The sequence below is a fragment of the Paenibacillus sp. AK002 genome, from assembly GCF_053903045.1.
The window spans coordinates 5,922,817-5,943,872 of the sequence record NZ_CP096377.1; the positions used below are offsets into that span (position 1 = coordinate 5,922,817).

The window sequence follows — 21,056 nt, forward strand, 5'->3', positions numbered from 1 at the left end:
TGATCATAGTATAACCGCCAACATTTTCATATTTCTTGCGCAATTCTTACGAATCTCTTAAGTGAAGAAAGCGCCTCGATTATAAACAATCATATCACATGGAATAAAAAAGACCGGTTCACTCACAACCCGTCAGATTAATGTGCCGACACGTTCGTTTAAGAGATTTCTCATGGTCTCCCAATACGGTGGGATCGTTCCCAAGAACGAGAATCAAACAGAAAACCCTCTGACGCCAGCCATTGTAGCGTGACATCAGAGGGTTATTTCAGCTTCGTAAGAATCGATCCCGTCTCCTACGCTACTTTCGCTTTTTGTCTAGCACTAATATGATGTTAAGAAGCCGCGCTACGATAGCTTCTTTAACGAAATCGTGAAAACGGTCCGTTCATACGGCTTGCTTGCGACGCGAATTTCCCCACCCATCAGCTCGATCAGTCTTTTCGTAATCGTCAGACCCAAACCGCTGCCCTGGAATCTTTTATTCCTTGAATCCTCCAGCGTATACATCCGCTCGAAAATAAGCTCCTGATCCCGTTCATGAATACCTTTGCCTTTGTCCCAAATGTCGATAAGCACCCGGCCCTGCTCATCCCGCAGCTTCATGCCGATCACCTTGCCCTGTGAACCATAACGGATCGCATTGCTCAGCACATTGTTTAATGCGCGGTTTAGCCCTTCTTCATTGCCCCATGCATAAAGCGGTGTTTCCGGAATATCGATGTCTGCCCGCAACCCTTCGGATTCGATCAGATCATAAAACATCAGCATGCTGTTTCTGGAAATTTCATTGATATGTATGCGGGTCAGGGGCATCTCCTTATCCCCCGATTCCAGCTTGGCCAGGTCAAAAAAACGGTTGATCAACTCTACGATCTCTACAGTCTTCGTATGCACCTTATCCAGTAGCCGCTCCCTTTCCTCCATTGGCAAGTCGGCCTTCTGGTTCAACGTTTCGATATAACCGAGCACCACGGTAAGCGGCGTCTTCAAATCATGCGATATGTTTGCCAACATCCGGCGCATCGCGATTTCTGTACGCATAAATCCTGTCTCGGACTGCCTGGTTTGCAAAAGCAAGTGATTGATGGCAATCAACAGTCTACGATATCCTGGATCCTCCGTAAAAAGCAGCAGCTGCTCCTGCGAGGACGAATCGCCAATCGTATTCAGTTTATCGATGATGTAGCCGAGCTGCTTAGCTCTTTTTTTCCGACCCATCCACTGCATCACATTCAGCAACGCCAACATGATCACAACAATCAGCAGAACGGCAACCACTAAAATTCCCCCAAACGGTAGCCGATGCCCCACAGCGTTTTGATGTACTGCGGATCGGAGGGCTGATCTTCAATTTTATCGCGCAAACGGCTCATATGCACATTAATGACATTTTCATCGCCGAAATAGTCCTCATTCCAGACGGATGTGAAAATGTGCTGCTTGGTGAATACCTTTTTCGGATTCGTCATAAACAGCTTTAAGATTTGCAGCTCTTTGGCCGTCAGCTTGATCTCCTGGCCGTTTTTGGTCACGGTCAAATGATCCAGATCCATCTCTAGTTCATGGACCCGGATGATTTTATTTTGCTCCGTTGGGGGTGCTATTACATAAGCCGTCACGCGGCGGATAGCGGCCTTCACTCTCGCCGTCAGCTCAATCATCGAAAAAGGTTTCGTAATATAGTCATCCGCGCCAAAACCAAGGCCGAGCGCCTTGTCCACTTCCCCATCCTTTGCGGATACGATCAGTACCGGCACATGGCTTTTCTCCCTGATTTTTTTAAGAAAATCCATACCGCTGATCTTGGGCAGCATCATATCCAACAGTACGAGGTCATAATCTCGTTCGGCAAACCGCTCGAGCGCCTCCTCTCCGTCTTTGGCAAGCACCACCTGAAAACCTTCCATCGTCAAATAGCTCTCTACCATTTCGCCAATCGAGCTGTCATCCTCTACAAGAAGTATGTTCGAAGCCACGTCATTCACGCCTTTCTTTTTACGTCCATAACTCTAATATACTGGATACAACGGCCCCAAGGTATATTCAGATTCATCTTCAAATAACCGCTCAAACTAAAATAACCCCACAAACTGATCTGTTGCAGCCTTGCGTACCGCCGAGTGTCGCATGAAGCACGTGTACAAAAATACAAATCGAAGGCTGCATGACCCGCATCTTTTAAATCTGAGGGATGCACAATGGACGCTATTTTAGAACGTTGTTGCGGTCTGGACGTTCATCAAGCTACGGTTGTTGCTTGTGTTTTAACCGGCCCCTTTGAATCAAAAGTCGAATCAAGCAGTTAAAACGTTTGGAACGACTACAAACGAACTGTGTCAGCTGCGGGATTGGCTTCAGTCTCACCAGGTTTCCCATGTTGCCATGGAAAGCACCGGGGTACTTTGGATTCCCGTGTGGAACATTCTGAAGGGGAGTTTCCAGCTTGTTCGCCCTTAATGACCGGACTGGTGCGTCTTCGGTTGCTCCTGCGCATGCGCGCTGCCGGATAAATTGAGCAGCACGACCCCTGCGATGATCAGCAGAATCGAGAATACCTTGAGCCCGTTAATCTGCTCCGCAAAGAACATGTATCCGATCAGCGTAATGATCATGATCCCGAGTCCCGACCAGATCGCGTAAGCCACGGATATTTCAATCTGTTTCAGGCTCAATGTCAGGAAGCTCAAGCTGCAAATATAGAACACGACCAGCAGCACGCTTGGCAGCGGTTTGCTGAATCCTTCCGACAGCTTCATGTTCAGCGTGCCCGCCACCTCGAACAGAATAGCCAAACTTAGATATATCCAATGCATAATCTCAAGACTCCTTCCGTTTCTCAGCGGCTATGCCGAACAATAAAATATCCATGACGGACTGCAGCAACTCCCCCAGCGGCAGTTGATGCTTCACCGTCGCCCTCGAATCGTAAATCTGATGGAGCGACCCGAGGTACAGGTCGATGAACAGCGGCATATGAATCCGCTTGATGCTGCCTTCTACCATGCCCTGCTCCATCAGCTCCGTGACAATGCCCCATTCTTCTCGGAAAAAGGTGTCCAGCTTCTCCCACTGCGGATAATGCGACCGCTTCAGATCCGGCAGCATCCCCAAATCCATCTTCTCCATCTCCTGAGGCAGGCAGATCAGGATCTGATGGATTTTCTCCAGAACGGTAAGCGTCTGGTCCGCCGCAATTTCGCGTTCGCGCTGCTGGATGTGACGAATCATCCCGTCAATGATATGCTCAACGATTTCTTCCTTGGATGAAAAATGCTCATATATCGTCCGTTTGCTAATCGCAAGGCCACGGGCCAGATCACTGACCGTAAACGTGAACCCCTGCCGCTGAATCAAGCGGATCGTTTCATTCAATATTCGCTCGCGCAAGTGACCAAACCCTCCTTCTGGTACCAAAAATACTATATCGGTACCATTAGTATTATAACGCCTCAATCAGCATAAAATCCAGAGTTATCAACAAAAAAAGAGCCTGCTTACAAGCCGTAAGCAGGCTCTTGCCCGGAGAACAACGGTTTAATCAAACCGCACGTCGCCAATGCCGAACCAAGGAAAATATCCGGCCGCCATATAGGCGCAGCAGGCGGCTGCTGCCAGTAAACCGACGACCAGAAGATCGTAGCGGGAATATCGTGACGGGTAATAATACGTTCGGGCCTTCGCCCGTTCCCCGTCAAATTGCTTCGCCTCCATCGCCGCAGCTACCCGGTGTGCCCGGCGGATGCTTTGCGCCAGGAGCGGCACCACATACATGCCTGCACGGTTCACCATGCCGCGAACTCCCCGAATCGGGCGGACTCCCCGTACCTTCAAGGCCTGGCGGCGGATCACATATTCCTCCCAGACCATCGGCAGCAGCCGGATCGAAGCCATGAAGCTGTATGCATACTTCGGCGCCAGCCTCAGCTTCTGCATCAGGCTGTAGAACAGATCCACCGAGGACGTTGTCGTCACGAGCAGCAGCCCCTCCGATGCAAAGGCAATCCCCTTAAAGCCCAGATGCAGCCCCCGATAGAAGCTTTCTTCCGATACCCGGAACAACCCCCATTCCCACCAGATCGTCTCCCCCTTACCGAACAGCATCATGGAAGAGGCGGACGATATGAAGGCAAGCAGGAACGGAATGAAAAACAGCAGCATCTTCCACGGCTTCACCCCGCTGAGCACCACGAGGCAAATCATAAAGATAAAGGCCTGATACATGACAAAATCAAGATCATGGGTCAGCACCGTCATAAAAAACAGCGCACAGATCAGTCCCAGCTTCACCACCGGATTCGCCCGGTGCAGCCAAGTGATCCGCACAGGATTCCATATATTCATGCGTTCACCCCCGTATGGAGATGACCGGATGCTGCCAGCGTATCCCGCGAAGCATCAGCGTGATTCGCTTCGCCCGTCTCCCGTCCGAATTCCGTCCCGCTACACCAGCGCGGGGAAGGCAAACTTGACGTCAACCGCCCTTCCCGAATCTCCCAAATGTGCGTGGCCGCCCGCTCCGCGATCTCCATTTCATGGGTCACCATGAGAATGGCGGTTCCGGCGCGGCGCAGCCGTTCGCACATCTCCAGAATTGCGAACGTGTTCCGCGCATCCTGTCCGAAGGTCGGTTCATCCAAAAGCAGGACGGCCGGCTGTCTTGCCATGGCCGTAGCAACGCTCAGCCGGCGCTTCTGGCCTGTCGACAGCTGGTACGGGTGCCTGTTATCCATGCCGTCCAGCCCAAAGCGTTCCAGGCATCGGTCGGCCCGTGCCTTCGCTTCATCCGGCGGCATATGGTCCACCAGCAGCGAGTACATCACCTCATCGCCGATACGTTCCGTCAGAAACTGAAGCTCCGGATTCTGAAACACGAATCCGATTTGGCGCAGCTGCCGCTCTCTCTTTTTCTTCACCTTCCTGCTCTTGCCCTGGATGACCTCCTCCCCGCAGAGCACATAGGTCCCTTCGGCGCGCAGGAGCCCCATCAAACTGAGCAGCAGCGAGCTTTTGCCTGCGCCGTTCGGACCGATCACCGCAATGAACTCTCCGGGGTATACCTCAGCCGAAGGAAGGGAGATGACCGGTTTATCCCATCGCAGTCCCCGGAAATCATCTAACCGAATGACAGGCTCCCCAAGGTGGTCGTACGATGAGTCTGCCTCATGCATGAGACTTCCCAGCTCATCGCCTGGCGCGTCGACCGGAGCAAACAGCTCCCGTCCTGCCCGAGACTCCGCATAATCCTCCCATACGCCGGGATACCAGATGCCATACGCCTGAAGCTCGCTCGCATATTCGGCGAATATCGCTGCCGGCGGGCCATCGCCCAGAATGGCGCCATCCGGGGTGAACAGCACCACGCGGTCCACGTATTGGGCCATTTCTTCAATCCGGTGCTCCACGATAATCAGCGTACGCCTTTCCGATACGGCCTTCACCGCAGACCAGATTTGCTCCCTGCCTTCCGGGTCGAGCAGCGCGGACGGCTCATCAAGGAACAGCACCTCCGGCTCCAGCAGAAGGGCCGAAGCCAGCGCAAGCCTCTGCTTCATCCCCTGCGACAGATGACTGATCGGCATATGCAGCTCCTGAAGGTCAAGCCCTACCTCATGCAGGACGGCTTGCATTCGCTCCTTCATCTCGTCGCGGGGAACGCTGAGGTTCTCCAGCACGAAGGCCAGCTCTTCATCCACGTACGGCATGCAGAACTGGGTATCCGGATCTTGGAATACATATCCCCAAGAGCGAGGCACCAGCTGGACTTCGCATTTCATCGGCACCTCCGTGGCGCGGGGAATCATCCCGCTAAGCACCTGAAGCAGCGTGGATTTGCCGCAGCCGCTCGGACCGAGCAGCAGCACCTTCTCCCCCCGGGCAGCCGAGAAGGACAAGTCCTTAAACATCAAACGCTCCTCGCCCGGATACTTCAGGCGCAATCCCTCCACATGCACGGCCTGCTCTGGAACCGCCTCGGCGGTTGAAGCCGAAACCCAGCGGGCGGCGGTTTTAGACATGGCGCGGATCATCCAGTGCTTCATAATCCTTCTTGGACGCGGGGCGCAGCAGCGATGTAACGCCCGTACGGTCGAGCGCTTTGGCCAGCAGCAGCATGAGCAAGCCGGCAATGACGGCGCCGCTGAGAATCCGCATGCCATACTTGGCCAGGAACATCCAGGTCTGCAGATCATCGGTATAGCTGTAATAGAAGTCCATCACCATCGAGCCGACCGCCGCGCCGGCCCCGGCAATCGCCACCGTCCACGCCGAGGTGCTCCGGTAACGGAACGCCGCGAATACCAATTCCGCGCCCAGCCCTTGAATGAGGCCGTACAGCAGCAGCGTCAGTCCCCAGCCGCTGCCGAACAGAACTTCCACGTGGGCCGCCGCCACCTCCGCGATGATAGCCACTCCCGGCTTGCGGATCAGCAGGTAAGCGAGCGTGGCCGCTGCGAACCACATGCCGTATAACAGTTCATCCGCTTCGAAGAACAGCGGTTTCAGCAGATTGTAAACCGATCCCCAGAAGTGATAAATGACGCCGAGCACAAGCGATAACAGCACCGTCACCAAAATATCGCTTAAACGCAGCCCTTTTCTAGGCTGTACCCCCAATTTCTCTTGCACTGACGTTCCCATAACAACACATTCCCCTCTCCACCGCTATTTTTGTATAAACACAACAAAAAACCGTCTGGAAAAACGCGCAGACGGAAAAATAGGCCCTATATAGGCAGGGTCGGATATTCTCTACGCTGGCATTACCCAGTTCAGATTAACGGTCAACAGCGGATAGCAGCTGCAATCTCAGCCTGATTCACTCAAGCACCCGTATTCCCTATTCGGTTTCATGTTAATCTTAAAATACACATTCGTTCCCCAATTAGCAAGAACCTTTTTTCAAAAATGGCTATTTATTGATTTCCGGCTCATTCTATGTCAATATCAGAGTGATTGGCTTTTCCACCAACGTTTTATTGCCGACACCTATGCACAAAGGAGAATGACATGGCTAAACAATTGCTGCGTCTGATGACCGAGCTGTCCTCCCGCAAGTGGCTGTCCCGCATTATGGGGCATTGTTCCCACAGCCGGCTGAGCCGTCATCTAATACCTGCATTTATACGAATCTACCAAATCCCGGCGCATGAAGCGGAGAAGGAGATCCACGAATACCGTTCGCTGAACGAATTCTTTTCCCGCCGGTTAAAAATAGGCCTGCGCGCCATAGACGACACCGCCGATGCCATGGTAAGCCCCGTCGATGCCACGATTTCGGCGATGTGCACCGTCAACGCCGGCACCATTCTCAGCGTCAAGGGACAGGATTATACCCTGAGCGAGCTGCTCGCCAAGTCACCGAGAATGGAGAATTACATCAACGGTTATGCATTCGTATTGTATTTAAGCCCGACCGACTATCATCGCATACATTCCCCGGTAACCGGCATTCAAGCGGAAAGCGAGCATTTGAAGGGCCGGGTATACCCCGTGAACGATTTTGCGATGACCCATATCCGGAACGTGCTCAGCCGCAACGAGCGTCTCATTACCTATATTGCCCATGAATTCGGCGAAGTTGCGGTCGTGAAGGTCGGAGCCATGAACGTAAGCAGCATCCGTTATGCCGACGAGAGCGTGAAGAAATACGACATCGGCGACGAACTTGCGTACTTTGAATTCGGCTCTACCGTCGTGCTTTTGACGGAGAACGGCACGTTTACTCCGCGCGGCGACTTGGAGCCGGGCTCCAAGGTGAAGATGGGGGAACTGCTTGGTTTGCTGCACCCTTCCACAGCCCGAAAAGGGTAATTCCTTTCTCCTTCCAAGCACCGCGCTACAAACTCCATGAAACATTCGACGGATGAATGATTAATGCCGGCCCAGCATGCGGTAGCTGCATGAATGTTTACCGCCTGCTCAGCAGCCGGTAAATGATCCGCTGAAACAGCCGATCCGGCAGCACGCCCTTGATCCGCGCGGTCATCCGCGTGCCTCGGGGCAGCGTATAGCGGAACCTGGGCTTGGACATAGACGCGATTCTTGCCACAAGCCTGGCTACCTCCTGTGGATCCCCGCTTCCCTTGGCCGTCCGCTCGGAATAGTCCAGCACGCCCTTCAGCAGAGCGTTGTAGGGTGATCCTTCCTTAACCTTTAACTCCCCAAAGCTCTTATTCCAGATCGGCGTGCCGTAGGCACCGGGCTGGACCAGCACGACATCGATGCCAAAGGGCATCAGTTCCATGGACAGGCTCTCGCCGAACCCCTCCAGCGCAAATTTGGACGCCGCATAGGGACCATAACCCGGAAAGCCGACCCTGCCGCTAATGCTGCTCATGAGAATGATTTTGGACCGTCCGGACTTGCGCAGCAGCGGGAGCATATGCTGCGTCACCGATACGGTCCCGAAGAAATTCGTCTCCATCTGCTTTCGCCAGCCGCCCAGCGGCACTTCCTCCACCATGCCGCCCACCGCCTCGCCGGCGTTGTTCACCAGCACGTCCAAGCGGCCGAACTTCTGCTCCAGCGCCAAAGCAGCAGCCTTGACCTGCTCCTCGGCACATATATCCAGTCGGAAGATGTGAATGCGCCCGGTAACATCGGCTTGTTCAGCCTGAGCCAACAGCTCTGCCGCCGCCTCAGGTCTGCGAAGACCCGCGGCCACGTCATAACCTGCTTTTGCCAGCTCCAGACTGATCAGCAGTCCGAACCCGCTCGACGCGCCCGTGACCAGCGCAGCCTTCCCTGCTCTCCCCTTTACCACCGGATCACCGCCGGCTCCGCCGATGCCGTTATTTCTCTCACAGCCAACATCCTTCCTTTATCCAAAATGCCTAATCCTTTACTTTTTCGAGCTCTGCTCTTAAGCGCTTTATGTATATTCCCAATATATCAAATTTTTGCAATGCAGTCCGAGTCCGTCCTCACTTTTAAAATAAATCCCAATAAAAAAGGGAGCTTGTCAGCTCCCTTTTGCGTGTTTCCAGCGAAATGCGTATATAATAACGGGATTCAACGTCACCCGTATGTAGGCCAAGGTCCTTTAAAACCAAACGTCCTGATGATCCTGATTCGTTGTCTTCATGCGGCGCAAGCGATTTCTGAATATACCGCAGCCGCCACGACTGAAGAAACGTCCACGCACCCGTCTTCTTGGGCTCATTCCCCTCTCCCCCCTTCATAAAATGAAACTGTACGTCGTTTTTACCCTAAATCGCTTGCTATGAAACCCATGGGCCCCTTCCACCAAGCAGGTAAGTTATGGAAGGGCGGGGAATCACCGAATTTCGGATGGGCTCTTGCCCGTATACTGCTTGAACTGTCGGCTGAAAAAGAAAATATCCCGATAACCCAGCGCGTCGGCCACTTCAGTTACGTTCATCCCTTGATGCAGCAGCAGATGCTGCGCCCGCTCGATCCGCATCTGAATGATATAGGATTGCACCGGCGTGCCGATCAGCTCCTTGAACTTGATCGAGAAGTAGCGGGGAGACAACCCCGCTCTGGCCGCCAAATCCTCGACCCGATGGGGAACCCCCGGGTGCTGGCGGACGTAATTCGCGATTTCATGGATCGCCTCGGACAGCTGATTGCTTGCTTTTTTGACCACCGGCGCATCCAGATCCGAGCGCAGCAGATGAATCATCAGCTGCTTCAGAATGAGCTGGCCCTCTTCCAGTGAACCATAGGGCTTGTCCAGATACAAACGCACATAGCGTGCAAGCAAATATTCGAAATCCATCGTTTCCGTCAGCTTGCGATACGATGCCGGAATCTCTTCGACCGGGTCGGTCACGTCAAAATGGATATATGTCAATACGAGCGGCTTCTGCGGATTATGCGTCGCGCTCGTATGATCTCCGGGTCGGAACAGGAAGCAGCTTCCCTTTCCCACGGTAAAGGGCTCGTCATTAAGCTCGACCGTGCCTTCGCCGCTCCATACATAGAACAAATCGTAGTTCTGCATGGGCCTTTCGCGTTTTTGCCATTTCCAGCCCGGCTCGCAAACGATTTTGGCAAGCGCAGGCATGATTATAAACGAAGACGGCGATGCATTCAGCATCTCGTCATAACCCCCTCATCTCATTCAAAAATTGACCTCTTTCCCATCATACCCGTTTTTTATGTTTTTTGCATGTCCCGCCATGCCTGCGCCATCCGGGCAACCCCTTCTTCGATGCTGGATATGCCGAGATGCGAGAAGCCGAAGCAGGCGGCAGGCGGCCCGGGCGTACGATGATAGGCAGCTGCATCCCGAAACATGACGCCGCGCTTGCGGGCAGCCTTCTGGAACAGGGCATACTCTTCCGCGGAGCGCAGCCAGTTCGCGTAGACGTGCAGGCCGGCATCGCCGGGGTGAAGGCGAAACAAACCCGAGGCATGGGTTTCCATCCCATGGCGAAGCGCCTCATACCGCGCGCCGTACAGCCGAGTCATTCTTCTGAGATGCCGCCCGTAACCTCCCCTTACAATAAAGCGGGCCAAGGCGCGCTGCTCCAATACGGCTGGCGAGATCGGCTCGTACAGAGCCTTGGCCTGAACGACCGCCTCAACCAGGCTCGGGGGAAGCACGGCATAACCGATGCGGAGGCCGGTGAACATCGTTTTGGAGAATGAACCGACAAAGATGACGCGTCCCTCGTCGTCCAGCATTTTCAGAGGCTCGATCGGCTTGCCGCCCCAGCGGAATTCGCTGTCGTAATCATCCTCGATAATAAAGGCCTGGCGGCTTCGCGCCCAATTCAGCAGCGCCCTTCTTCGCTCCAGCGGCAGCACCGCGCCCGTCGGGTATTGACGGCTGGGGCTTACGACCAGCAGGCCTGCGTCCCATTCGCACGGAATCAATCCGGCGTCGTCGACAGGGGACGGCAGCGGAATCCCGCCGCTCAAGCTTATGCCCCGGTGGATTCCCTGATAACCCGGATCCTCCATCACCACGTGATCGCAGGGATCAACCAGCAGCTGAAACATCAGGACAAGTCCCTGCATGGAACCGCTGAAAACCACGATATGCTCGGGATCCGCCTGTATGCCCCGCGTGAACCGAAGGTGTCCGGCTATCGCCCGGCGCAGTTCGATATCCCCTTCCGGCGGCGCTCCGTTCTGCAGCTCGGCTCCCCCGCTTCCGCCTGCATAGGATAACGCGCTCCGCCACTCCGAATAAGGGAAATCCTCCATGGGCATCCTCGCATTCGCGAAAGAGATCGTACCCGGGGGAGGCTCCTTCAGCAGCAGCTGTGCCGAGACATATTCCCCGCTTTGGCTCATCAGTCGCTGCCCCCAAGCGGAGAGCGCCGGTGCCCGCTCGGCCAATGGCGGCTGGTCTGCCGTGGCAGCGATCCCCTCGGCCACGTAAGTTCCGCTGCCCTGCCGGGATACGACGTAGCCCTCGGCCATCAGCATGTCATAACACTGCGCGGCCGATCCCCTGGACACCCCGTAGAGCTTGGCCAGCTCGCGGGTTGCGGGAAGCCTCGTGCCTTCCGGCAGCTTGCCGCTATGGATCGCAGCGCGAATCGCGTGGTACAGAGCCAAATATTTAAATCGATATTGTTCCACATAGGTCTCGAATGGCAATCCAAGCTCCATGGCGATGTCTCCTCTATTTTGGGATTACGATCAAATTGGACTATACAAATTACTCTAAATTGGCGCTTTTTCCTTGTCAATGAACATCGTATGCTGTTATTCAAAATGATAGGGGGAGCATGTAACCATGAGAAGAGACGAATTTGCGATGGAGGATCCCCAAGAGATCGAGAACTTCCTTCGCGGGATGAGCTTTGGTTTCCTTGGAACGGCCGATGAGGAAGGAATCCCACGTGTAACGCCTTTGAATTTTGCCTATGTCAACGGAGCGTTCTATTTTCACGGCAGCCGGATGGGTGAGAAAATGGACCATCTCCGCCGGACGCCCGCCGTATGCTTCACCATAGCGGATGAGTATGCCCTCATCCCTTCCTATTTCTCCGACCCCGAGATGGCATGCCCGGCCACGGCCTATTTCAAAAGCGTTACCGCTATCGGCGAGGCCGTGATTGTAGACGATCTGGAGGAAAAAGCGCTTGCGATGGAGGCGCTGATGCAAAAGCTGCAGCCTGAAGGCGGATACCGCGCCATCGACGCGAACGACCGGGCTTACACCTCCAGACTGAAAGGGGTAGCCGTCATCCGGCTGACTCCGCAGCGGATGAGCGCCAAGTTCAAGTTCGGCCAGAACCTGAAGCCGGATCGGCTCCAAGCCGTCGTCGAAGGCCTGGAATGCCGCGGCAAGAATCGGGACGAGGAGACGGCAGGACTGATTTGCAAGTATCACCCTGGACCGCGTTAAAGCATTACATTTATCCGTGACGGTTCCTGGGGTAGGTGGTATAATGTTAGGCAATGAAAACGTAAAGGCAACTTGTCACCTGCTCTTACCTTAACCAAAAGTATTCGGAAGGAAGGAATCAGTTCATGAACCCATTGGTTGGTCAATTGAATGGAAAAATGCAAGCTGGCAATCCGCATGTGTACGACATGCTCTCCACACTCGGCAGGGAAATCTACTTCCCGAAGGAAGGCATCCTGAGCCAATCCGCGGAAGCGACGAGCCATGCGAAAAAATATAACGCTACGATCGGCATTGCAACCGAGGGCGGAATCCCGATGCATCTGGGCGTCATCCAAGACAAACTTTCGGCATACCAGCCGAAGGATCTGTACCCGTATGCTCCTCCGGCCGGCAAGCCGGAGCTTCGCTCCGTATGGCGGAACAAGATGATTCAGGAAAATCCTTCGCTTGAAGGCAAGAGCTTCAGCAATCCAATCGTCACGAATGCGCTGACGCATGGACTTAGCATCGTAGCCGATTTGTTCGTGGATGAAGGGGATGCCGTCATTTATCCCGACAAAAACTGGGAAAATTACGAGCTGACCTTCGGCATTCGCCGCCATGGCATTCATGTAACCTATCCTCTCTTCACGGACGATATGAAATTTAACGCCGACGGACTTCGTCAGGCTCTGCTGAGCCAGAAGGATAAAGGCAAAGCCGTCGTTCTGCTGAACTTCCCGAACAACCCGACGGGCTACACGCCCGGCGCGGAAGAAGGTGCGGCCATCGTGTCCGCGATCCAGGAAGCTGCCGAGGCCGGCATGAACGTTGTCGTCGTAACGGATGATGCGTATTTCGGCTTGTTCTTTGAAGATTCGCTGAAGGAATCGCTCTTCGGACGCCTGGCAGGCCTTCATCCTCGCGTGCTTCCCGTGAAAGTCGACGGTGCTACGAAGGAAGAATTCGTTTGGGGATTCCGGGTCGGCTTCATTACGTATGCGGCTGAAGATAAAGACGTGCTGGACGCTCTGGAGCAGAAAACGCTCGGCATTATCCGCGCAACGATATCCAGTGCCTCCCACCCTTCGCAGACCTTTGTTCTGGAAGCGCTGAAATCGCCTGAATTCCACGAGCAGAAGGAAGAGAAATTCGTCATCATGAAGGGCCGAGCCAACAAAGTGAAGTCCATCCTCGACAGCGGCAAATACGGCGATGTTTGGGAGTATTATCCGTTCAACTCCGGCTACTTCATGTGCCTTAAGCTGAACACGGTAAACGCCGAGGAGCTCCGCTCCCATCTCATTCATGAGTATGGCGTAGGAACCATCGCCCTCGGCGAGCATGATCTCCGGATCGCCTTCTCTTGTATTGACGAGGAGTATTTGGAGGATCTGTTCGACCTGGTATACAAAGGGATTCAGGATCTGCAGAAGGCTTGATGATCCATTGCATCCGAATATATAACCTTTTAGGTAAAATAAAGACCGGGGATTCTCCCCGGTCTTTATTTTTTCTTCTGCCACATCTAAACGCTCGCCCATACACATAGACCAATAGCTACATACAATACCGTGTACTATAAATCAACGAACTGAAAGGGGAATGAACATGGGTGCAGTTGAAGAAGTAAGACACGGTGGATACGGCGGATACGGCGGTGGATACGGAGTCGGAGCAATCCTGGTTCTCTTTATCCTGCTCGTTATCATCACTCGTTCTTTCTGGGTGTAATGACAACTAGATAACAGCCTATACTAGAAATCGCAGGTCGCCACACGACGCACTGCGATTTCTACAGCCAACCCTAACCCATACGATAACCAACGATAGAAGGCCGGGACACTAATGTCCCGGCCTCTTCCCGTTTTATTCGTCGTCATCGTCTTCGCGCCGGCTCTTTCGGGCAGCGGCGCTTCGGAACAGGAACACAATCGCGATGCCTGCAGCCATCGTCCCGAGGACCCGCCCTGGCGCGTTAAGGATGCCCGGAACGAGCGGAAGCCACAGCAGTACGGCCCAGAACAGCTGTACCTGGAAGATCAGCTTGCCTTCATTGTCGCGGCGAGTTCCTTCCGGAAGCGGATAGACGTGCAGCCAGAACGATTCCGGGTGCAGCTTGCGCAGCGCAGACAATTGGAGCCCGACAATCATCAGGCTGATCAGATATACAAGCGCCGATACCAGGCCATCCCGGGTGGCCCATACGATAAAGGCTCCGAGCAGTCCGACACGGAACAGAATGCCCAGAATATCGCTGCGTGTCAGGCTCTTGATAAGAAGAAAACGATAAGCGCTCTCCTTCTTCCACGCCAATCCTTTCCCCCATCCGGACAGCCATTTCCGCGCATGGACGCGCTGCTCCCGCTGAGGCACATTCACGAACCAGCTCAGCACCATCATAACCCGGCTTGCCTGCCGCTGCTCGACGGCGATTAATCGCTCCCAGGCGACCAAGTGTTTGACGGGAACGGATAACGCAGCAACATACGTGAGGCCGAGCAGCGCCATGAATAGAAGGGCACGGCCCGTTGGATGCCATAGCCAGGCAGCCAGGCTCAGTGCCGGAACGATCCAGCGGAGTGCCCGATAGGCTGCTGCCGCGTTCCGTGACACCATAAGCTGCTCCTTCCAGCTGCCATAGCTGGACAGCAGCTTGAACACGGTCAGGACAGCAAACGTAGCCAGCAGCGCCTTTGGCGAAACATCGCTGCGTATGTATAGAGGCCATAGAATGAGCAGGACCAATCCCAAGCCGATGATTTTATATATGACTCCGCTAAACCATGCTTTGCGGAAATATTCCTTCATTCGGGATTCCTGCGGAATGAGGAACACCGTATCCGCCGTGCGCAGATACGTGCGGATGCTGCTGTTGATCATGAGGGGCGCAAGGAAAATCAGCATGATCCAGCGTATCGGCAGATCTGGCGGAACTTGCTGCAGAAGTGCGGTATACCATGCCGCGAATGCAATCAGCAGGAACAGGAATACGACGGCTACGCCGCTCTGTATGACATAACCCAAATAGGGAAGGATTTCACCCCAGAACTGCCCGCGTCGTTTGACATACAGCTCACGCAGATTCATTCGCCCTTACCGTCCTGAATCAGCACATTGAACAGCTCTTCCAGGGACATGCCCGGTCTTCCCGCTTGATCCTGGATTTCCTTCAGCGTCCCCTGAGCAATGATGCTGCCGCGGTGCAGCACGATGAACCGGTCGCAATAATTCTCGATCGTCGAGAGAATATGGGAGCTTAGCAATACGGAAGCACCGGATGCTTTCAATTCCAGCATAAAGTCAAGCAGCGAACGGATCCCGAGCGGATCAAGCCCAAGGAAGGGCTCGTCGATGATGTACAGCGACGGTCTCGCGACGAACGCGCACATGATCATCACTTTTTGGCGCATGCCCTTGGACAAATGCGTGGACAGGCTGTCCATCTTCTCTTCCATTCGGAACATCTTCGATAGCTGCGCCGAGCGCGTCTCATAATCCTCGCGGGACACGCCGTAGGAACGAGCCGTAAATTCCAAATGCTCGCGCACCGTCATTTCCTCATACAGCAGCGGGGATTCGGGAACGAAAGCCAAGGCGCTGTGATACGCTTCCGAATGCTCCGAGCGGCTCTTCCCCTGGACCTGGATGGTCCCCTTTTGCGGATTCATCAGACCGAGGATATGCTTCATCGTCGTACTCTTGCCCGCGCCGTTCAGGCCGATCAAACCTACCATTTCCCCCGGTTCCACCTGAAAGGTTACATCATGCAGAACCGGTCGGTTTATGCTATATCCGCCGCTTAATCCTTGAACAGACAATACCGGCTGTTCGCTCATTATCGATCACCTCTTATTCTGAAAAGAGTCCAATCCACACGGATGATGACCTTACCGAATCCGCTTGAATCGGACCCATAAACAACTTAATGACTGCAAGCTCCAACGCTCGCGGAGGCTGCAGCGTTTAGCCCCGTGGAGGCTTATTCTTCAACCATTTCGGAGCGCCCTTGTTCTTGCGGTCACGCTCCCGTTCACTTTGACGCTCGCCCGATGCCTTGCCGTTTCCGGACTTGCCATTAACGCTGATGGAAGCGGGCTTTCGGGTAGGCTTGTCTTTTCGGGCAGCCCCCGCAGCTGACCCGCGGGGACCTTGGCCCCGATCGGTTGGCGCGGAACGCGGGGTTCTTACCTTGCCGCCATACAGGGCGCGTTCTTCGATCGATATGCCCAGCTCGCGATTGAACTTGCGCATGATGAACGTTTGACGGTCCGTGACAAGCGTAATCGCCATGCCGCTCCGCCCCATGCGTCCCGTACGGCCTGCGCGGTGCGTGTAATGCTCGGCATCAATAGGCGGATCGTAATTGATCACCATGCCGAGACCTTCGATATCGAGCCCCCGGGCGGCGACATCGCTAGCCACCAGAAGCTTGGTGCGCCCTTCTCTAAACGCGTTCAAAACCCGGCTTCGGGTCATCTTGTCGGCGTCCCCGTAAAGGGCAGCTGCGTTTAATCCAAGGTAATTCAGCTTCGCCTCCACCTCTGCCAAATCCTCGGTGGCATTGACGAACACGATCGCACGGTCGGGATTGTAATGCCGAACCACGCGGCGCAGCATGTCCAGCTTGTCGCGCTCTTCCGAGACGAAATAATAATGCTCCAGAGCGGACGGCGTCCGACGCTCCGGATCGATCCCGATTTCAACGGGCTGATCCATCTCCTTCTTCACGAGCTCGGCCGTCTCCGGACTCACCGTTGCGGATAAGAATACCAATTGACGGTCGCGCAAGGCACTGCGCAGAATGCGATCCACATCGCCGGCGCCGCCCAGATTAAACACCTGGTCCACTTCGTCCACCACGATCGTGGTCACTTGGTGCATTTTCAGCTTCCGGATTTCGATCAGTTCCCGCACGCGTCCCGGTGTTCCGACGATCAGCTGCGGATGCAGCCGCAGCTTCTCAATCTGACGCTTGGCCGCGGCACCGCCGATCAGGCCGAGCACGCCGATTCCGCGGGCTTCCCCGTAGCGCTCGCTCTCTCTCACAATCTGGACGGCGAGCTCCTGCGTCGGAGCGAGAATCAGTTTCTGGGCTCCCTTGATCTCCGGATCGATGCCCTGAAGAACGGGCAGCAAATAAGCAAGCGTCTTTCCCGTGCCCGTCTGGGAAGTCGCCAGCACGTCCTTGCCTTCGAGTATGGGAGGAATCGCCTCGGCCTGAACGGGAGAAGGCGTGACAATGCCGAACTCCGCCAATCGGGAGGACAAATCCTCCGCTATTCCTAATGTATGAAATGTAGTTCCAGTCATATGTTAGTCCATCCTTTTTTTAGATATCAGAAGTCTATGATTCCAAAGCGCGTCTGCCTGATATCGCTGTAGAAACTTCCGTTACGTGCAGTTTGTTTCCTTTATTGAAGGTACAGCAGGCGTCTTTTCGAACGAGTCTTGTTCACTCTTTCTCATTATATGCCAAAACAGGAGTTGCCACCAAATCAAACATGAGAAACGGACGTGCTCTGCGTTTCATGCAGGTTATTTCATCTATGCTTGATGGTCATGCCTAGGGCAGTAGAGCGAGAAACGACTTGGCCGCCGCAGATAGCGGAATGCCTCGAAGCGTTGCAATTCCAATGCTGCGCTCGGGAATCGGCGGATCGAGCGGCACCTCGATCAGCTGGCCTGTTTGCAATTCGTCGTTGGCATAGTCGCGAATGACAAAAGCCAGTCCGAAGCCGCTTCGGGCAAACTGTACCAGCAGCTCGATGCTGCCAAGCTCGAACTCCGGTTTTAGCTTTACGCCCTGGAGCTCGGCGAATTGATCCACGTACCTCCTCGTGCTTCCGCCGGTCTCCAGCATAAGCAGCGGGTAGTTCCCGATATCGTGAAGGGACAACGGGTGCGGTAATCCGGCCCGCTCCGCATACGACCTGCCGGCCACTAAACAATCATGGATCGGCGAGCTTGAGCGAAAGTCGATTTGTTTATCGGAAGCCGGTAAATGGACGATGCCAAAATCAATCTTCCCTTCCTTAAGAAGCGACAGCGTTTCCGGGGTGGTTCGGTTGGTGATGCGGATGCGAATATCCGGATAGGCGGCGTGGAAATACTCCAAATGCGGCAGCAGGTAATACTTGCACAGCGTATCGCTTGCCCCGATATTGATTTCGCCGCTGTGCAAATTATGCATGTCCGCGATCGCCTTCTCGCCGATTTCGATCAAACCGAAGGCTTGCTCGATATAGCGAAACAGCACATCGCCCTCGGACGTGAGTTTCACTCCCTTGGTGGTCCGAAAGAACAGCGGACCTCCGATCGTTTCCTCCAAATGCTTAACGGTATGGCTGACGGCTGGCTGGGTGATATGCAGATGATCCGCTGCCCTCGATAAACTGCCGAGCCGCGCAGTCCAATAAAAGACGCGATACCACTCCATATTGATTTCCATCATGATGACCTCGATTTTATCAAATGATAACAGGAACCTTGGATTGAAATTCGAGAGTTCATCTTCGAATTCCTCCGCTACCCGTATTCTTTCTAAAGAATCGTATAACATAAGCCAAACTAATGTCCACTATTACTAATATCAATTTTATTTATAATCAAGCAGCTCATATAATGAGCCCTGTACAAGAAAATGATCGTAGGAGGCGAACACGTTGACAGTCACAGCCATTGTAGGAGCCAATTGGGGAGATGAAGGCAAAGGTAAAATGACGGATGTTCTTGCGGCGCAATCGTCGTATGTCGTTCGATTTCAGGGAGGGAGTAACGCGGGGCACACCATTATCAACGATTACGGGAAATTTTCGCTGCATATGCTGCCATCGGGTGTATTCTATCCAAACGTAACGAATATCATCGGTCCGGGAACGGCTTTGGATATGGAGGTATTGATCGGGGAACTGCAGGAACTGGAAGCCAGAAACGTTCCCGCGCCCAAGCTGTTTATATCCGAGCGCGCTCAGGTCGTGCTTCCCATTCATCGGCTGCTGGATGAACTCGAGGAAGAACGGCTCGGCGCCCGGGGATTCGGTTCCACGAAACGCGGAATCGCGCCCTTCTATGCGGATAAATATGCCAAGCTGGGCATTCAGGTCGCTGATCTGTTACACCCCGAACGACTTCGTGAACGGCTCAAGCAGATGCTTGACATCAAGAATGTGCAGCTGCAGCATCTTTACGGAAGGGACCCGCTGAGCGTTGATGAGATGGTCAAGCAGCTATTGGAGCCTTTCCAGTTCCTATCCTCCTATATCCAGGATACGACCACGCTGCTGCAGCAAGCTTATATGAAAGGCGATCCGATCCTCGTGGAGGGCCAGTTAGGAGCACTGCGCGACCCGGATCACGGGATTTACCCGTTTTCCACCTCCTCCTCCACGCTGGCAGGCTATGCACCGGTCGGGGCAGGACTTCCGCCGTACGCTATCAGCCAAGTCATTGCCGTTGTTAAAGCATACTCAAGCTGCGTCGGCGCAGGCCCCTTCGTGACCGAACTGCATGGAGATGAAGCGGATGAACTCCGCCGCCTTGGCGGCGATGCAGGCGAATACGGAGTTACGACCGGCCGGCCAAGACGAATGGGATGGTTTGATACGGTAGCCACCCGTTACGGCTGCATGATTCAGGGAGCTACCGAAGCCGTTCTCACCAACCTTGACGTACTGGGGTATCTGGATGACATTCCGGTATGCGTCGGCTATGAATTAGAGGATGGAAGCATCATTGACCATTTTCCGGTAACGGCCGATCTGCAGTCCGCAAAGCCTGTCCTGCGAACGCTGAAGGGCTGGAAATGCGACCTGTCGCATATCCGTTCCTTCGACGAGCTCCCGGAAGCCGCGCAGCAATACGTGCAGTTTATTGAATCGTCCATTGGCGTACCCGTCAAGACGATCTCCGTCGGCCCGAGACGGGATCAGATTATGATGAGATAGCTGATTCACGGCTTGCTTTCACTTGGCCAACGAAGCCTTCCAGAATGCGCCGGACACCAAGGGGATCGCTCAGCATCGGCAGATGACCGGTGCTGAGGCTCTCCACCCAGTCCGCCGACAGATTGGCTGCCATGCGCTCTTGCAAGGATTCTCCGAACTCCTTGTCTTGGGTGAGCTTCACGTAAAGCTTAGGCACTTGGGGTACGGATGCTTGAACGCGATCCGTATAGACCCTACGGGATTCCGGGATGAACTCTGCTGCGATGCGGGAGGCCTGCTCCTCCGGCAAATCGCTGCACAGCCCCTTGCGGATCACGGATTCAGGCGGCTTCGTTCCGGCCATTTTTAATAATACCGGCATGATGATCCTCTGGGGAAACGGAAGCGCCGAAACAAACGAACCGCCGCGCTTAGGTATGGCGGCACCGATGGCAACGAATCCGGCTACCCGTTCGGCTAACCTGGCGGCCAGCTCCATGGCCAACACCCCGCCCAGGGAATGCGCCACAAGGACGAACTTGTCCGTATCCCATCTCCTCACCTGCTCCGCCATATGGCTTACATAATCCTCCAGCGTCAAATGATGCCCGGGCATCCCTGCAGCCTCTTCCCGCGACGGGTAATCAACCTTCAGACACGGATAGCCCAGTCCTTCCGCAACGATATCCCACACGCCTCCGTTCATTCCGGCCCCATGTATAAAAACAAACCCCAGTTCTTCCTTCATCATTTTTTGTTGTTTAGTCATGCATATTCCCCTTCCATAATGTACCTTTGTTCCAAGGATTCAATGGAAC

The 21,056-nt window shown here is 54.3% G+C and carries 20 protein-coding genes and 1 riboswitch; of the genes, 5 read left to right on the forward strand and 15 right to left on the reverse strand.

Annotation, left to right across the window (positions count from 1 at the left end; genetic code table 11):
• Positions 1-348 precede the first annotated feature (348 nt).
• The 7 genes from M1D70_RS26565 to M1D70_RS26595 form a co-directional block, all read right to left on the reverse strand.
• The gene (locus tag M1D70_RS26565) at positions 349-1,281 is read right to left on the reverse strand and encodes a sensor histidine kinase (RefSeq protein ID WP_456288409.1); all 933 of its coding nucleotides are present in this window, start codon (positions 1,279-1,281) and stop codon (positions 349-351) included.
• Positions 1,281-1,931: a response regulator transcription factor gene (locus M1D70_RS26570; protein WP_456290506.1), complete on the reverse strand. Its 651-nt coding sequence runs from the start codon at positions 1,929-1,931 to the stop codon at positions 1,281-1,283. Before M1D70_RS26570 ends, M1D70_RS26565 begins: the two co-directional genes overlap by 1 nt.
• Before the next feature lie 525 nt (positions 1,932-2,456).
• The gene (locus M1D70_RS26575; RefSeq protein WP_304147111.1) at positions 2,457-2,816 is read right to left on the reverse strand and encodes a DMT family transporter; all 360 of its coding nucleotides are present in this window, start codon (positions 2,814-2,816) and stop codon (positions 2,457-2,459) included.
• Between the two features lie 4 nt (positions 2,817-2,820).
• Complete coding sequence (locus tag M1D70_RS26580; RefSeq protein ID WP_456288410.1) at positions 2,821-3,390, reverse strand: TetR/AcrR family transcriptional regulator; 570 nt, start codon at positions 3,388-3,390, stop codon at positions 2,821-2,823.
• A 147-nt stretch (positions 3,391-3,537) separates the two neighbouring features.
• Complete coding sequence (locus tag M1D70_RS26585) at positions 3,538-4,344, reverse strand: energy-coupling factor transporter transmembrane component T family protein (RefSeq protein WP_456288411.1); 807 nt, start codon at positions 4,342-4,344, stop codon at positions 3,538-3,540.
• A complete protein-coding gene (locus M1D70_RS26590) occupies positions 4,341-6,017 on the reverse strand; it encodes an ABC transporter ATP-binding protein (protein ID WP_456288412.1) in 1,677 nt (558 codons plus the stop codon). Before M1D70_RS26590 ends, M1D70_RS26585 begins: the two co-directional genes overlap by 4 nt.
• Positions 6,010-6,639 (reverse strand): ECF transporter S component, encoded by a 630-nt coding sequence (locus M1D70_RS26595; RefSeq protein WP_456288413.1) that lies wholly within the window; start codon positions 6,637-6,639, stop codon positions 6,010-6,012. Before M1D70_RS26595 ends, M1D70_RS26590 begins: the two co-directional genes overlap by 8 nt.
• A 91-nt stretch (positions 6,640-6,730) precedes the next feature.
• Positions 6,731-6,843, reverse strand: a riboswitch (TPP riboswitch).
• Between the two features lie 165 nt (positions 6,844-7,008).
• Between M1D70_RS26595 and asd the strand changes: the two genes are divergently transcribed.
• Positions 7,009-7,812 (forward strand): archaetidylserine decarboxylase, encoded by an 804-nt coding sequence (gene asd, locus M1D70_RS26600; RefSeq protein WP_009594614.1) that lies wholly within the window; start codon positions 7,009-7,011, stop codon positions 7,810-7,812.
• Between the two features lie 97 nt (positions 7,813-7,909).
• Here the strand turns inward: asd and M1D70_RS26605 are convergent, their stop codons facing one another.
• From M1D70_RS26605 to pdxR, 3 genes are all read right to left on the reverse strand, one after another.
• Positions 7,910-8,764, reverse strand: coding sequence for an SDR family oxidoreductase (locus M1D70_RS26605; RefSeq protein ID WP_456288414.1), 855 nt, complete (start codon positions 8,762-8,764; stop codon positions 7,910-7,912).
• A 513-nt stretch (positions 8,765-9,277) separates the two neighbouring features.
• Entirely contained in the window at positions 9,278-10,063 is a 786-nt protein-coding gene (locus M1D70_RS26610) for a helix-turn-helix domain-containing protein (protein ID WP_009594561.1), read from the reverse strand.
• A 59-nt stretch (positions 10,064-10,122) separates the two neighbouring features.
• Positions 10,123-11,589, reverse strand: a complete 1,467-nt coding sequence (gene pdxR, locus M1D70_RS26615) for a MocR-like pyridoxine biosynthesis transcription factor PdxR (RefSeq protein ID WP_456288415.1) — start codon at positions 11,587-11,589, stop codon at positions 10,123-10,125.
• 127 nt (positions 11,590-11,716) lie between these two features.
• On the opposite strand from pdxR, the gene M1D70_RS26620 reads away from it, so the two are divergent.
• The 3 genes from M1D70_RS26620 (at position 11,717) to M1D70_RS26630 (ending at position 14,047) form a co-directional block, all read left to right on the forward strand.
• Entirely contained in the window at positions 11,717-12,331 is a 615-nt protein-coding gene (locus M1D70_RS26620; protein ID WP_009592119.1) for a pyridoxamine 5'-phosphate oxidase family protein, read from the forward strand.
• A gap of 125 nt (positions 12,332-12,456) precedes the next feature.
• Entirely contained in the window at positions 12,457-13,755 is a 1,299-nt protein-coding gene (locus tag M1D70_RS26625) for an aminotransferase class I/II-fold pyridoxal phosphate-dependent enzyme (RefSeq protein WP_009592117.1), read from the forward strand.
• A 169-nt stretch (positions 13,756-13,924) separates the two neighbouring features.
• Positions 13,925-14,047 carry a hypothetical protein gene (locus M1D70_RS26630; protein WP_009592125.1) on the forward strand — a complete coding sequence of 41 codons (123 nt, stop codon included), beginning with the start codon at positions 13,925-13,927 and terminating at the stop codon, positions 14,045-14,047.
• 135 nt (positions 14,048-14,182) lie between these two features.
• Here M1D70_RS26630 and M1D70_RS26635 read toward each other — a convergent pair whose 3' ends face one another.
• The 4 genes from M1D70_RS26635 to M1D70_RS26650 form a co-directional block, all read right to left on the reverse strand.
• Positions 14,183-15,403: an ABC transporter permease gene (locus M1D70_RS26635; protein ID WP_456288416.1), complete on the reverse strand. Its 1,221-nt coding sequence runs from the start codon at positions 15,401-15,403 to the stop codon at positions 14,183-14,185.
• Positions 15,400-16,152 (reverse strand): ABC transporter ATP-binding protein, encoded by a 753-nt coding sequence (locus M1D70_RS26640; RefSeq protein ID WP_009592122.1) that lies wholly within the window; start codon positions 16,150-16,152, stop codon positions 15,400-15,402. Before M1D70_RS26640 ends, M1D70_RS26635 begins: the two co-directional genes overlap by 4 nt.
• 127 nt (positions 16,153-16,279) lie before the next feature.
• Positions 16,280-17,626, reverse strand: coding sequence for a DEAD/DEAH box helicase (locus M1D70_RS26645; protein WP_456288417.1), 1,347 nt, complete (start codon positions 17,624-17,626; stop codon positions 16,280-16,282).
• A gap of 253 nt (positions 17,627-17,879) precedes the next feature.
• Complete coding sequence (locus M1D70_RS26650; RefSeq protein ID WP_009592116.1) at positions 17,880-18,764, reverse strand: LysR family transcriptional regulator; 885 nt, start codon at positions 18,762-18,764, stop codon at positions 17,880-17,882.
• A gap of 214 nt (positions 18,765-18,978) precedes the next feature.
• Between M1D70_RS26650 and M1D70_RS26655 the strand changes: the two genes are divergently transcribed.
• On the forward strand, positions 18,979-20,259 hold the full coding sequence (locus tag M1D70_RS26655) for an adenylosuccinate synthase (RefSeq protein WP_456288418.1): 1,281 nt from the start codon (positions 18,979-18,981) through the stop codon (positions 20,257-20,259).
• Here the strand turns inward: M1D70_RS26655 and M1D70_RS26660 are convergent.
• Positions 20,246-21,007 (reverse strand): alpha/beta fold hydrolase, encoded by a 762-nt coding sequence (locus M1D70_RS26660; protein ID WP_456288419.1) that lies wholly within the window; start codon positions 21,005-21,007, stop codon positions 20,246-20,248. The genes M1D70_RS26655 and M1D70_RS26660 overlap by 14 nt on opposite strands.
• Positions 21,008-21,056: the final 49 nt, after the last annotated feature.